Source organism: Pseudoalteromonas luteoviolacea (assembly GCF_001750165.1).
Lineage (GTDB): Bacteria > Pseudomonadota > Gammaproteobacteria > Enterobacterales > Alteromonadaceae > Pseudoalteromonas > Pseudoalteromonas luteoviolacea_G.
In genome coordinates, this window is sequence record NZ_CP015411.1 from 955,554 (window position 1) to 968,972 (window position 13,419).

Annotated in this window: 13 protein-coding genes; 9 read left to right on the forward strand and 4 right to left on the reverse strand. The window is 42.3% G+C overall.

From position 1 onward, the window contains the following. Positions 1-27: 27 nt before the first annotated feature. From pilW to S4054249_RS04030, 8 genes are all read left to right on the forward strand, one after another. On the forward strand, positions 28-1,713 hold the full coding sequence (pilW, locus tag S4054249_RS03995; protein WP_230851797.1) for a type IV pilus biogenesis/stability protein PilW: 1,686 nt from the start codon (positions 28-30) through the stop codon (positions 1,711-1,713). Then, entirely contained in the window at positions 1,710-2,699 is a 990-nt protein-coding gene (locus S4054249_RS04000; RefSeq protein WP_046356967.1) for a RodZ domain-containing protein, read from the forward strand. Before pilW ends, S4054249_RS04000 begins: the two co-directional genes overlap by 4 nt. A 5-nt stretch (positions 2,700-2,704) precedes the next feature. Further along, positions 2,705-3,826, forward strand: coding sequence for a flavodoxin-dependent (E)-4-hydroxy-3-methylbut-2-enyl-diphosphate synthase (ispG, locus tag S4054249_RS04005; RefSeq protein ID WP_039611838.1), 1,122 nt, complete (start codon positions 2,705-2,707; stop codon positions 3,824-3,826). Positions 3,827-3,968: 142 nt separating this feature from the next. After that, positions 3,969-5,246: a histidine--tRNA ligase gene (hisS, locus tag S4054249_RS04010; RefSeq protein ID WP_080928394.1), complete on the forward strand. Its 1,278-nt coding sequence runs from the start codon at positions 3,969-3,971 to the stop codon at positions 5,244-5,246. Positions 5,247-5,255: 9 nt separating this feature from the next. Next, the gene (locus S4054249_RS04015) at positions 5,256-5,870 is read left to right on the forward strand and encodes a YfgM family protein (protein WP_046356966.1); all 615 of its coding nucleotides are present in this window, start codon (positions 5,256-5,258) and stop codon (positions 5,868-5,870) included. A gap of 9 nt (positions 5,871-5,879) precedes the next feature. After that, a complete protein-coding gene (gene bamB, locus S4054249_RS04020) occupies positions 5,880-7,055 on the forward strand; it encodes an outer membrane protein assembly factor BamB (RefSeq protein WP_046356965.1) in 1,176 nt (391 codons plus the stop codon). 73 nt (positions 7,056-7,128) lie between these two features. Beyond that, positions 7,129-8,601 (forward strand): ribosome biogenesis GTPase Der, encoded by a 1,473-nt coding sequence (gene der, locus S4054249_RS04025; RefSeq protein WP_046356964.1) that lies wholly within the window; start codon positions 7,129-7,131, stop codon positions 8,599-8,601. Between the two features lie 194 nt (positions 8,602-8,795). After that, complete coding sequence (locus S4054249_RS04030; protein WP_046356963.1) at positions 8,796-9,185, forward strand: VOC family protein; 390 nt, start codon at positions 8,796-8,798, stop codon at positions 9,183-9,185. On the opposite strand, the gene S4054249_RS04035 is transcribed toward S4054249_RS04030, so the two are convergent. From S4054249_RS04035 to S4054249_RS04050, 4 genes are all read right to left on the reverse strand, one after another. Next, positions 9,162-9,512 carry a DUF2750 domain-containing protein gene (locus S4054249_RS04035; protein WP_046356962.1) on the reverse strand — a complete coding sequence of 117 codons (351 nt, stop codon included), beginning with the start codon at positions 9,510-9,512 and terminating at the stop codon, positions 9,162-9,164. The genes S4054249_RS04030 and S4054249_RS04035 overlap by 24 nt on opposite strands. A 19-nt stretch (positions 9,513-9,531) precedes the next feature. Continuing rightward, positions 9,532-10,110 (reverse strand): glutathione S-transferase family protein, encoded by a 579-nt coding sequence (locus S4054249_RS04040; protein ID WP_046356961.1) that lies wholly within the window; start codon positions 10,108-10,110, stop codon positions 9,532-9,534. 139 nt (positions 10,111-10,249) lie between these two features. Next, positions 10,250-10,531 (reverse strand): peptidylprolyl isomerase, encoded by a 282-nt coding sequence (locus S4054249_RS04045; protein WP_046356960.1) that lies wholly within the window; start codon positions 10,529-10,531, stop codon positions 10,250-10,252. 71 nt (positions 10,532-10,602) lie between these two features. Further along, positions 10,603-11,136 (reverse strand): glutathione peroxidase, encoded by a 534-nt coding sequence (locus tag S4054249_RS04050; protein WP_080928393.1) that lies wholly within the window; start codon positions 11,134-11,136, stop codon positions 10,603-10,605. Positions 11,137-11,434: 298 nt separating this feature from the next. Between S4054249_RS04050 and S4054249_RS04055 the strand changes: the two genes are divergently transcribed. Next, complete coding sequence (locus S4054249_RS04055) at positions 11,435-13,387, forward strand: ATP-binding protein (protein ID WP_046356959.1); 1,953 nt, start codon at positions 11,435-11,437, stop codon at positions 13,385-13,387. The last annotated feature ends 32 nt before the right edge of the window (positions 13,388-13,419 follow it).

The window sequence follows — 13,419 nt, forward strand, 5'->3', positions numbered from 1 at the left end:
CACTGTGTCTTAGCAAAAAGGTGGTCAATGCCTGCTTTAAAGGATGGTTTACTCACTCAGTTATCATTTTGTACATCTCGGCGTATGCTGAGCGGTATCTGTGGTGTTGTGGTATTAGCGAGTCTAAGTGGTTGTGTAACTGAAACACGTTATGCAAACAACAATAAGCCAGTAGTGCAAAAAAAGACCAACAATAAAGATGCGGCTAAAACCCGTATTGCCCTTGCCTTACAGTATCTCAACGCGGGTAATAATACCCAAGCGAAATATAATCTTGATAGGGCTTTGAACTTAGCGCCCAAATTGCCTGAAAGCCATTATGCGCTTGCGTATTACTTTGAACAAGTCGGCGAAAATGAAAAAGCGCAAAATGCGTATGTCAGTGCCTTGAAGTACGGCCCAAATGACCCCAACACACGCAATAACTATGGCGCTTTTTTATGTCGTATCGGAGATTACGACGCTGCGACTGAACAATTTTTTAAAGCCATTGATATCCCGAGTTACCTGCGTGTCGCAGAGAGCTACGAAAATCTTGCACTGTGCGCGCTGCGTCAGGACAACTTTGATCTCGCATTAGAGTATTTGAAACGCGCCTTAGATCATAACTCTCAGCGTCAATCTGTGCTGATCTTGATGGCCAGTGTGTTTTATGCGAAAAGTGAGTTACACCGAGCTGAAGATGTACTCAAGGTTTACGCCAATAAAGGGTTCGTTTCAGCTCGAGGGATGCTGCTTGAGCATCTATTGTCTGCCAGAATGGGGCGCTTGCAATATGCGCAAGAGCTAGAGACTTTGCTGTTACAAACTTATCCAAGTTCTGTTGAAGCACGCTTGATGTTAAATAACACATTGCAGTTGAGTGAATTCGAGCAATTGAAAGAGCAATATAGAGTCGCTCAGCTTAATAAGATCACTCAACTTGATGACAGCCGCGTGGTGGCTAATCCGCAAATTAAAATAAAGCGTAAAGTACCTGAAGTTGCACACAATGAAGAGAATCGTGTATTAGCAGATGATGCAAATCAAAAAGCGACGTCTTCTTACTCATTGCTCACAAAAGCAAAGCACTCTGTTTCTCAGGCATCGAATGAGCAAAGTCAACAGAGCGCAGTGAGAGACAACTCTGAAACTGATTCTGCAATATTCACCGATGGTTCACGCGCACAACGTACAGTAGCACTGCGCGAAAATACAATAGACCCCGATATTGTTATTACTGAACAACAGGACGAGTCCAAAGTACGTTTTATAACGACACCCAAGAAAGTTGATACTGAGCAAGTGGTTTTTCATCGGGTAGATCCGAGTGAGATAACTTTTTCCCGAGAGCCACTAGCGAGCAGCATTGAGTTTGATGATTCAGGGCGAATGCTGAATGAGGAAGTACTGCTTCCTGAAGTACCGACACACCGTATTGAAATGGGAGAAAACCTGTTCAGTATATCAGTAAAATATAATATTAAGCTTGAAAAGTTGCTAAAATGGAATGCGCTAAAAAAGTCTGATCGGCTTACAGTCGGGCAAGTTGTTTTTTTAAATGACCCTATTACGACACATGCTATCGTACAAGGTGAGTCATTGTTTGATATTGCCATAAAGCATAAGTTATTAATTGATGACTTAATGCGCTGGAACAGATTAACACCTGATGTTGCCCTAACGCCTGGGCGACGCATTTTAATAGTAGACCCTAATAACTATATTTTATGAATCTAGAAGAGAATGAAACGAAGACCGAGTCAATATCGCTCGGTCAGACCTTAGCAAACGCCAGAACAGAGCAGAGTTTAAGCTTTGATGATATTGCTGCTCGTTTAAAACTAAATCACAGCCAAATTACTAAGCTAGAGAATGATGAATATCAAACTTTGGGACCAGAGACGTTTGTAAGAGGTTATATCAAAAGTTACAGCTCGTTACTCGGGTTAGACAGTGAAAGTGTCTTAGCCCTATATGAGACGCCTGATGTGCCAGAACAGAAGCGCAATATGAAAAGCTTTTCTCGGCGCACAGAAAAAGAGGCCAATGATAATCGGCTGATGGTCGTCAGTTATTTGATGCTCATTGTGTTTGTTGGCTTGTCGGCATTTTGGTGGTGGCAAACAGCAAGTAAAAAGGACTCTAGCGAGGAAATTAGTGGCTTGAGTGAGGCAATTGCGACGCAAAGCTCGTCAGTTACCCCTACTTCAGAAGCATCTCCGACAAAGGCGATTGAGCCAATGGTTACTGAGCAACAAACTGTGGCAAGTCAAAAAAATGAGCTTAGTGAGTCATTCAATATGGAAGTTGCACCAACAACGGAATCAGTAAATAGTGATGCTCAGCAAGTCACCGAGCAACAAAGTAGCTCAGTTAATCCAGTTGCTGATGAAAGCTTCAATGTACAAATACAAGGCTCTGAGTCACCTGTTCGATCGCCAGAGTCTCAAAATACGCTTGCTACACCTTCTATGAGTCAAGTTGTCATGTATTTTGAACAAGATAGTTGGGTAGAGATCTTTGATGCAACCCAAGAAAGAGTTGCATTTGGTGTAAAAAAAGCTGGTTATACAATGACAGTCACAGGCCAAGCGCCTTTTTCTGTTGTGCTAGGTAAACACCAAGTGGTAAGTATTGAATTGGATGGTCAACCGATCGATATATCTGGATTACCACGAAATCGTTTAGCAAAATTTAAATTACCGTTAGCAGAGTAGTCGTCATGTTTTCAGAATCTCCCATAAAACGAAGAAAGTCCACACGTATCAATGTTGGTAATGTTCCCATTGGCGATGGCGCGCCAATTGCTGTGCAATCGATGACAAACACGGACACCTTGGATGTTGATGCCACTGTGGCGCAGATCCGTGCTATTCAAGATGCTGGCGCGGATATCGTGCGTGTTTCTGTTCCGACGATGGATGCAGCGGAAGCATTCAAAAGCATTAAAGAACAAGTGGATATCCCACTTGTAGCGGATATACATTTTGACTATCGAATTGCTTTGAAAGTGGCGCAATATGGCGTTGATTGCTTGCGTATTAACCCCGGAAACATTGGTAGCGAAGACAGAATAAGAGCGGTTGTTGACGCAGCGCAAGAGCGTAATATTCCAATTCGTATAGGGGTAAATGGCGGATCACTGGAGCGCGATTTACAAGAGAAATATGGAGAGCCGACACCGGAAGCGTTGCTTGAATCTGCAATGCGTCATGTGGAAATTTTGCAGCGATTAAACTTCGATCAGTTTAAAGTGTCTGTGAAAGCATCAGATGTATTTTTGGCTGTTGGCGCCTATCGCTTACTGGCCAAAGAAATTGATCAACCTTTGCACTTAGGTATTACCGAAGCAGGTGGCTTTAGAGCCGGTTCTGTAAAGTCAGCAGTGGGTTTAGGTATGCTACTTGCCGAAGGGATTGGTGATACATTGCGTGTATCACTGGCAGCAGATCCAGTACAAGAAATCAAAGTTGGCTTTGATATTTTAAAGTCTTTGCGGATCCGTTCCCGAGGTATTAATTTCATCGCTTGCCCTAGTTGCTCAAGGCAAGAGTTTGATGTAGTCAATACCATGAACCAATTAGAAGAAAGGTTAGAAGATATCATCTCACCAATCACGGTTTCTGTTATTGGTTGTGTTGTAAACGGACCTGGTGAAGCGCTGGTGAGTGACCTTGGTTTAGCGGGGGCTAATCGTCGCTCAGGCCTTTATATCAATGGTGAGCGTCAAAAGACGAGAATTGACAACGATAACATCGTTGAACAATTAGAAGAGCAAGTACGAGATTACGTTGCTAAAAAAGAAGCTCAACCGAGCATAGATGTTAAAATTATCGAAGAATAGGCTTTTTGTAGGCAGATTTAATTCGTTTACGTTTTAGGCGAGCTGGGTATAATAGACGCATTTTATCGTACCGCATTCAGGGTTTTGTTGTATCCTGCGCTTGTATTTTTAAGAAAAGCATAGTTAAAAATTAGGAATTTCAGTGGCAAAGCAAATTAAGGCAATTCGTGGCATGAAAGATTGCCTGCCGGGCACGACTCAGATCTGGCAAAAAGTTGAAGCGGCATTAAGAGATACAATGGGCGCATTCGGTTATCAGGAAATTCGTTTCCCTACTGTCGAATCAACAGATTTGTTTAAACGCTCTATCGGTGAAGTGACCGATATCGTTGAAAAAGAAATGTATACATTTGAAGATCGCAATGGTGACTCACTGACTTTACGTCCAGAAGGGACTGCGGTATGTGTGAGAGCCGGTGTGGAAGGTGGATTACTTTATAACCAAGAGCAAAGACTTTGGTATATGGGTCCAATGTTCCGCCGTGAGCGTCCGCAAAAAGGCCGCTACCGTCAATTCCACCAATTTGGTGTCGAGACTTTTGGTATTGCGACTGCTGACATCGACGCTGAGCTAATCATCATGACTGCAAGACTTTGGAAGTCATTTGGTATCTCAGAGCATGTTAGATTGGAACTTAACTCATTAGGCTCTAATGACGCGCGTGCGGCATATAAAGATATTTTAGTGGCGTATCTAGAACAGCATAAAGACAGGTTAGATGAAGACTCATTACGTCGTATGTATACTAACCCGCTTCGTGTTCTAGATAGTAAGAATCCAGAAGTTCAAGCTGTGGTAGCAGATGCTCCAAAGCTGTCAGAGCATTTAGACGAAGAGTCAGTTCAACATTTTACAAATTTATGTGAACGTTTAGACGCGGCTGGCGTCGAATATCAGGTTAATGATAACTTGGTACGCGGTTTAGATTACTATAATCGCACTGTTTTTGAGTGGGTAACTGATAGTCTTGGTGCACAAGGTACGGTCTGTGCCGGTGGTCGCTACGATGGCTTAGTTGAACAACTCGGTGGTAAAGGTACGCCTGCTGTTGGTTTTGCAATGGGCATGGAGCGTTTAATTTTACTGCTAGAAGAATTGAACAGTGTGGGTGAAATTCGTCGTAATGTAGATGTTTATGTTGCGGCGATGGGTGATGTTGCTAGTATCAAAGCGCCAGCAATTGCAGAGGAACTTCGCGATAGTGTGCCTGGGTTGAGAGTTCAAGTACACGCCGGTGGTGGTAACTTTAAGAAACAATTAAAGCGTGCAGATAACAGTGGTGCTGTTGTTGCGCTTATCTTTGGTGAAGATGAGATTGCAAACAATACAGTGACAATTAAGTATTTACGCGAACAAAAAGAACAATTGACTTTGCCTATGGTTGAAGCTCATGCGGTTTTGGCACAATTGGTAGGGTAAGAGGTTAGAATGGAAATTTATTCAACAGAAGAACAACAAGCTGAAGCGATAAAGAATTTTTTTAGAGAAAACGGGACTTCATTAGCCTTAGGTGCTGTTTTGGCTCTAGGTGGCTTATATGGTTGGAAGGCTTATAACCAAAATCAAATTGCATCAGCTGAAACAAGCTCAGAAGCGTATAATACTTTAATTGAAAGTGGTGAAGTATTATCAAAAAGTGATGCCTTTTTAGCGGATAATGCAGATTCTAACTATGCCGTGCTTGCTGCGTTTGTTGCTGCAAGAGAGGCGGTTGAAGCTGGTAAATTAGAACTGGCAGCAACAAAACTGCAGTTTGTAGTTGATACTGTTAAAAGCCCAGAACTAAAAGCAACGGCTTTACTTCGCTTAGCACGTGTTCAAGCTGCACAAGGTGAGTCAGAAAAAGCATTAAGTACGTTATCTCAGTCTGTTCCTGCTGGCTTTACAGCTCAAGTTGCTGAAGTAAAAGGCGACATTTATTTGTCTCAAGGTGAAAAAGACAAAGCACGCGAGCAATACCAAGCAGCAATAGATGCGGATGGCGCTGAAAATAACGCGTTGCTGCAAATTAAGTTGGATGACTTGGCAATCGTGTCAAACTAAGGAGTAGCCATGAAGAAGTTGACAATGGCCTCACTGGCATTGTGTATGGCATCGTTAATGGGGTGTTCATCAAGCGATGATGAAGAGGAGTTGGTACTCCCTGAGATCGTCAATCAATTTGAACCTCAGACAGTTTGGCAAGAATCTCTTGGTGATGGAGTTGAGCATTATTTTTCACGTCTGATACCAACATCACATGACAATCGTGTTTTTGCTGCAGAGCGAAAAGGCCTTGTTGCTGCTTACAATGCAGAAGATGGTGAGCAACTGTGGGTCATTGATACGCGTAAAGATACTTCAATTTGGCCATGGGCAGATGATGACTCAGCCAAGTTATCTGGTGGTATATTACAAGCGTACGGTAAGATATATATTGGTTCAGAGCACGGTGAAGTAATTGCATTAGATCGTGAAACTGGCGAGGTCGTTTGGCGTAAATCTGTGCCTGGTGAAGCTTTATCGTCACCGAGCGCCGGTGATGGACTCGTTTATGTCAACTTAGGCTCAGGAAAACTATTGGCCTTACACCCTGATACTGGTGAAGAGCGATGGAGTTATGAGCAGGAAGTACCTGCGTTAACACTGCGTGGTCTTAGTTCACCTACTTCAGCAAATGGTGGGGTTTTGATTGGTGAGGAAAGCGGTAAGCTGAGTGTACTTATTGCTGATAGCGGATTTACTGCTTGGAGTACCGATGTTGCCTTAGCCGAGGGTGCTTCTGAATTTGAACGTTTGGTCGATGTCGATACAAAACCAATAGTATCCGGTGCGTATGTGTACACGATAGCGTATAATGGCAAGCTTGCTGCTATTGATGTGCGCAATGGCAACGCAGTTTGGGATCGAGAGTACAGTAGTTATCGTGATTTGGCGATTGAGCTGAATACTATTTACTTGGTAGATAGTGATGGTGTGCTCTATGCTCTAGATAAAGACTCTGGAACAGAACGTTGGAGCCAAGCAGGCCTGCGTGGTTGGTATTTAACCGCGCCTGCGGTTGCTGGTAATTATGTTGTCGTTGGCGATCAGGAAGGTAACCTGCATTGGCTCGATAAGCAGACTGGTGATTTGGTATCTCGTCAAGAGTTTGATGATTCGGGCTTTTTTGTAGAACCCATCGTGGTTGATGATAAGTTGATCGTGTATACCCGAGATGGTGAGATCAGTGCGATAAAAATCCCTTAATCATCCCTGACGAAAAGGTTTTAGTAAGGCTTCGCACTGCGAAGCCTTTTGTTGTTTAATGAAGAGGTAGTCTATGCTTCCTGTGATCGCTCTGGTAGGGCGACCAAATGTGGGAAAATCCACATTATTTAATCGTTTAACGCGTACTCGTGACGCACTCGTCGCTGACTTTCCTGGTCTAACACGTGACCGTAAATACGGTCAGGCTGATTATGATGGTTATGAGTTTATTGTTGTAGATACTGGTGGTATTGACGGCAGCGAAGAAGGCATTGAAACGGAAATGGCTGAGCAGTCGCTATTGGCGATTGAAGAGGCTGATGTTGTCTTATTTTTGGTCGATGCTCGTGCGGGTATGACTGCAGCAGATCAGGCCATTGCGCAACATTTAAGGAAGCAAGAAAAGAAAAGTTTCATTGTTGCTAATAAAACAGACGGCATAGACGCTGATTCTAGTTGCGCTGAGTTCTATCAGCTTGCATTGGGCGACATTCATCAAATCGCAGCAGCTCATGGTCGTGGCGTAACACAGTTATTGGACGCAACACTTGGTCCAACGATTGCTGAACTTGCACAGCAAGAAGATGAAATTGTACAAGATGATGATAGTGTTGCGGAGCTTTATTTTGAAGGTGAAGAGGCGCCTGAAGAAGGAAAAACAGGTTTTGAAGATAAGCCTGTAAAGCTGGCGATTATTGGTCGTCCGAATGTTGGTAAGTCAACACTTACAAACCGTATACTTGGTGAAGAGCGTGTTATTGTATATGACATGCCCGGCACCACTCGCGACTCTATTTATATTCCAATGACGCGTAACGAGCGTGAATACGTTTTAATTGATACCGCGGGTGTTCGTAAGCGTAAGAAAGTCAGTGATGTGGTTGAAAAGTTTTCAGTGATAAAAACATTGAAGGCCATTGAGGATGCTAACGTTATTTTGTTGGTTGTTGATGCGCGCGAGGGTATCTCTGATCAAGATCTGAGTTTACTCGGTTTTGCGTTAAACTCAGGGCGCTCTCTCGTGATTGCCGTAAATAAATGGGATGGTTTAGACAATTACGTTAAAGAGCGTATTAAGTCTGAGTTAGATCGTCGTTTGGGTTTCATTGACTTTGCTCGTTTACATTTTATCTCTGCATTACATGGTACAGGTGTCGGTCATTTATTTGAGTCTGTAGATGAGGCATATGAGTCTGCAACTAAACGGGTGAGCACCGCAATGCTTAGACGTATCATGGATATGGCTCAAGCTGATCACCAGCCTCCACTAGTTCGTGGTCGTCGAGTAAAGCTTAAGTATGCCCATGCCGGTGGCTACAACCCACCTAGGATTGTTATCCATGGTAATCAGGTGCATGATTTGCCAGATAGCTATAAGCGTTACCTAATGAACTATTATCGTAAAGCTCTTAATATTATGGGTACTCCGATAAAAATTGAGTTCAGAGAGGGTGATAACCCGTATTCAGGTAGAACAAATAAGATGACATTATCGCAAAAACGTAAATTGAGAGCGTTTACTAAAGAACAGCGAAATAAATCTTAATAGTGGCGCGTTAAGCGCCACTTTCATTTTTGCATACATCACTTTTCACGCCCAAATTCTCCATACCTTAGTCTGACATCAAAATTGGTACATTGTACTAAGTTACCCTTTGCTAGGATTGATTTAGTTGTAAGCTTTACGCTGCTCACTAATTATGCTTTATTAGTTATATTCTTGTTTAACTTATTGTAGTGATGCATTTTCTTAAAACAGTCATTTATGTAGATGATGTCGAAGAAGTCTTAGATTTTTATTTTCAAGCTTTTGGATTGAGTGCACACTCAGTAACTGAAAATGGCGATTATGGTGAGCTAAATACCGGCACTGTATTGCTTGCATTTGCAACGCATCCAGTTGCACAGTCTCAGTTTAAACAAACCTATATTCGCTCTCAGCCAAAGCAGCCTGCTTTAGGATTCGAATTAACGTTGGGCTGTGAAAATGTCTCTAGCTGTTATGATAAGGCAGTGGCAGCAGGCGCAGAGCCTTTGTCTGCACCATGTCAAAAAGGCGCGCATATACAAGCCTATGTGCGCGCAATAGAAGGAACGCTGATTGCGTTAGTCAGCGAGTGCTCGAGCTAAGCTAACAGGCTCTATCTCAACGCAGACATTATCATCATTCCAGTTGATACCGACCAGTGCGCTGTCATCTCTGAGATCTTCAACCCACTCGTCAAGAAATGAATCTAAATCAATTGCGATGGGCTTAAATTCATTCCACTCATCTTTACACTGTGCTTGTGCTGCTGCTTCATCGCCCCACAGTAGTAAAACATCTGACTCTTCAAATTGATTTGACTCAACAATGACAAAGCCGCCGTCTTCTGCGCCTAATGCCCATAGCTGCTCACTTTGTTTAACGACAGTGACAAAATTGACCACTTCAGATTCTAATTCAAGATCATTCATATTATTTACCAGTAAAAAATTAACTGCGAGGATCCGTTTCTTGGGCGAGTGTATGCTGCTGCCATGTTTCCAGATGATTAAGCAGCCCATTTAGGTGACTAATATCTGCAAGGTCTCTGAATCGGATCCAATCTAATAAGCAGTATAAACTGATCTGCAAATACTCGCAGTTCAAAAATACATCTGTTGTACATTGTTTATCTAAGTAAACCAATGTTTCAGTTATACGCTCGCGTTGTAAATTGAAAAACAAAACGTCTGCTTTGGTATCAAAGCCAGAACGATCGCCTAAGAGCATTTCTACTAGAGAATCATTACAGGCGTTAATGGTGGTGAGTAGATTTTCCTGATCCCAGTTTAAATGTGGTAGAGAAAACTTATCCTGTAGATACCTAGCTATCACATTGGAGTCACATATTGCTTGCTCTTCACTGACTATAAAAGGGATTTTACGAGCTGGGTTGTGTTTGATCAGAACTTCTCGATCGTGTGTATTGAAGATATCAATGCTTTTGTATTCAATCGGTAGCTGGTGAATACCACAGTACATTCTTAGCCTTCTGACATAAGGAGATGTATTTGAACCGTATAAAATCATGGTGTGTTCCCTCATTATTGAATTGCATATGAGTGTAGCACGACATGGTTTTAGTTTAAGGGAGGAAATATTACATCTTAAGTAGTTACGTGTTCATTCAGATGAAAGGGGGGCAACACTGTGTGCTGCCAAATGCCTGTTAATCTTGACGAGAAGTCACCTCGAGTAGGTGATATCCGAATTGCGTTTGTACAGGTCCCTGTACCTCGTTTAACGGAGCTGAAAATACCACTTTGTCGAACTCTGGCACCATCATACCTGGTCCAAACTCACCCAGTGCACCACCATCCTGTCCTGAAGGACAATTTGAAAACTCTTTTGCTAATTCTGCAAAGTCTTCTCCACTTGCGATCCGCTGCTTTAACTCCAAGCACTGTGCTTCGCTATCTACTAAAATATGTCTTGCACTTGCTAATGTCATTTTCTCTCCATGCCTTGCCTGATTTTTATTCATACCTTATTCTAATATATAAGTGCTAAAAACGCATTCTTTTACCTGATTTGCTTTTCTATGGCTGTCGTTAACTCTTCGGAAAGCGGCTTAGTACGACTACCAAAACGCTTTATCTCTTTTCTGTCTGCTGAAACTAAATACTTGTAAAAATTCCACTTTGGAGAGCCGACCTGCTCACCCAAATGCTTAAAAATTGGATTTGCATCGTCGCCGCGCACTGGGCTTGTAGCAAGCATAGTGAATGTGACTCCGTAGTTTACGAAACATACTTTTGCGGTATCCGCCTCGTCGTTTTCTTCCTGGAAAAAGTCATCAGATGGAAAGCCAAGAACGACTAGCCCTTGGTCTTTATACTTTTGATGTAGTGCTTCTAGGTCTTTGAATTGACCAGTAAATCCACAATTACTGGCGGTGTTAACAATCAATAAAGGCTTATCTTTGAATTGGCATAAGTTCACTGTTTCTTTTGAGCGTAGCTTTCTTACATCAACGTCGGTAAAGTCGTCACACTTAGCAAAAGTGAATGGGCTACTCAGGGCGAAAGCAAGGCTGATAATCGTTCTTTTTAACATGGTTAATTCCGTTGTTTATTTTTATTTACGAGCGGCAAAAGAAATAGTTCATTTTTGCAGGTAATTAAAGCACATGGTTTTAAATGTGCTTTTTGGCATACTGAACGCGAAACTTGTTTGGTCTTAGAGATTATCATAAAAACGAGAAAAGATTGATTACTCTAATTGGTCTATTGGTGCCTGTTGGCTTGTTATTTACACCCGTTGCAATCCGTGATGGGTGGTGCTTTTCGCATTTCTGTATTGGTTTTATGAATTTCGACTACACTAAGCTTTACCACGGATAAAGGGTAAAGCTATGCCAAATAAGGTATTAATCATTGACAGTAATAGTGTGCTGGCAATGCGCATCAAGGTACTGTTTGAACTACTTGGTAGTGAAGTTGAGCACATTCATTATGAAACGTTAGATAGTCAAACTTGTTTCTCTCATTTCGATGTTATTGCCATTGCGCATGGTATCCCGCAAGAATATTTCGAGATTTTGGATGAGCTCAGCCAGCATGAAAAAATTATACTGCTTGCGCCCAAACCCGAAAACTCAGAACACTTAAGTGCTTTTAGCCAACTGAACCGAGTGCTTTCCAATGCAATTGTGATTTATCCATTCTTTGGCAACAAAGAAATAACAGGGTTGTTAGAGCGAGTATTAGAGGTTGGTGAGCAAGCTCAGCTGCTGTTACCTAAGGTGCTATTGGTTGACCATATGCCTGCAAGACTTAAGCAATTGTCCGTTAGCTTAAGAGGCGCGCAGTTGGATGTAAAAACGGCTGCTAATGCTAATGAAGCCGGAAAGTTAGCTAAAGATCATAATTTCGATTTGCTTATTTGTGATTTTAACTTGGAAGCAGAAACTGGACTAGACGTCTTCGAGCAAGTGCGAATGCACCGTATTAACTGCCGCTGTTTGCTGATGACTTCTCGTGAAAGCCAGGTAGATACGTTAAAAGCGATTCGACAGGGAGTCGAAGATGTATTGACTAAGCCTGTCGACGAAAATGCTCTGTTGCAATCTTTACATAAGCTTTGGCAAACCGAGCTATTGAGGCGGCATAATCAGGAGTTAGTGGAGCGCTTACAAGATACTGTCGACGCGCTTATTGAACGGGATAGCTTATTGCGTGTTATCTATAAACACACACCAGATCCAATCATGTTATTTAACCTGAAAGGTTTTGTCATAGAGGCCAATGACGCATGCTTGAATTTATTTGGATTAAACGCAGAGGAACTCGAGTCGCACTCAATTTTTAACCTATTTGAGCGCCAATCAGTTGAAGCTTTAAAAAGTCGCATTGAAACAGGCTTGATAGCTAGGCACTTTGATTGTGATTTGGTTTTGCCGAGGAAGGAAGGCCTCGCAATTCCGCTAATGGGGACCTTTATTGAGATTGACCATCATGGCGAGATTGCATTGGCGGCTATTTTTAAAAACGTTGCTCATTTAAAGCGTAAGCAACAATTGCTAGAAGAGGCGAAAGAGGTGTTGGAGGCCGAAGTACAAGCTCGAACAGCACAGTTGCAATCCGCAAAAGACGCAGCAGAACGAGCTAATATTAGCAAGTCAGAGTTTTTAGCCAATATGTCTCATGAATTGCGTACACCCATGCACTCAATATTGAGTTTTGCCCGTTTTGGTTTGGACAAATTAGCTGCAAATGAAGCGCCTATAGACAAACTCACTAAGTATTTATCTCGCATTGAAACCAGTGGAGAGAGGCTTCTATTGCTGTTAAATAATTTACTCGATTTATCTAAGCTTGATGCCGGGCGCTTTCCATTTAATCCTGCTTCGCATGATTTTTCATCAATCTTAGCGGAGGGTGTTGAGGATGTATCCGGCTTAGCAATGGAAAAGTGCATTACCATCAATTTACACACGCAAGAGGCTGGTGTTGATATCTATTGTGATCGTGAACAGATGGTGCAGGTTGTGAGAAACCTACTTGGGAATGCCTTGAAATTTAGCCCTGAGCAGAGCCAAGTTCAAGTTTATTTGTCTACAAACGAAGAGGGTGTAAATTTATCTATTTGTGACCAAGGGGTTGGGATCCCGAGTGATGAATTGGAGCATATTTTTGATAAATTTGCCCAAAGTAGTAAGACCAACAGTGGCGCAGGAGGAACAGGGCTTGGTTTGGCAATTTGCAAAGAGTTCGTATTGTTACATAAAGGGTGCATCTATGCGCGTAACAGTGATAGTGGTGGCGCCGAGTTTGTTGTTGAGTTGCCTTATATTCAAGGCAACTAGCGACAATCTCAATCCCAGTCTATAACTATATG

Excerpts from the sequence above, each read along its gene's own strand:
- S4054249_RS04035 (WP_046356962.1), bottom strand. The coding sequence starts at position 9,512 with ATGAATGATCTTGAATTAGAATCTGAAGTGGTCAATTTTGTCACTGTC.
- S4054249_RS04045 (WP_046356960.1), bottom strand. The coding sequence starts at position 10,531 with ATGACATTAGCAAGTGCAAGACATATTTTAGTAGATAGCGAAGCACAG.
- S4054249_RS04040 (WP_046356961.1), bottom strand. The coding sequence starts at position 10,110 with ATGATTTTATACGGTTCAAATACATCTCCTTATGTCAGAAGGCTAAGA.
- S4054249_RS04055 (WP_046356959.1), top strand. The coding sequence starts at position 11,435 with ATGCCAAATAAGGTATTAATCATTGACAGTAATAGTGTGCTGGCAATG.
- pilW (WP_230851797.1), top strand. The coding sequence starts at position 28 with ATGCCTGCTTTAAAGGATGGTTTACTCACTCAGTTATCATTTTGTACA.
- ispG (WP_039611838.1), top strand. The coding sequence starts at position 2,705 with ATGTTTTCAGAATCTCCCATAAAACGAAGAAAGTCCACACGTATCAAT.
- S4054249_RS04000 (WP_046356967.1), top strand. The coding sequence starts at position 1,710 with ATGAATCTAGAAGAGAATGAAACGAAGACCGAGTCAATATCGCTCGGT.
- bamB (WP_046356965.1), top strand. The coding sequence starts at position 5,880 with ATGAAGAAGTTGACAATGGCCTCACTGGCATTGTGTATGGCATCGTTA.
- S4054249_RS04050 (WP_080928393.1), bottom strand. The coding sequence starts at position 11,136 with ATGTTAAAAAGAACGATTATCAGCCTTGCTTTCGCCCTGAGTAGCCCA.
- der (WP_046356964.1), top strand. The coding sequence starts at position 7,129 with ATGCTTCCTGTGATCGCTCTGGTAGGGCGACCAAATGTGGGAAAATCC.
- S4054249_RS04015 (WP_046356966.1), top strand. The coding sequence starts at position 5,256 with ATGGAAATTTATTCAACAGAAGAACAACAAGCTGAAGCGATAAAGAAT.
- S4054249_RS04030 (WP_046356963.1), top strand. The coding sequence starts at position 8,796 with ATGCATTTTCTTAAAACAGTCATTTATGTAGATGATGTCGAAGAAGTC.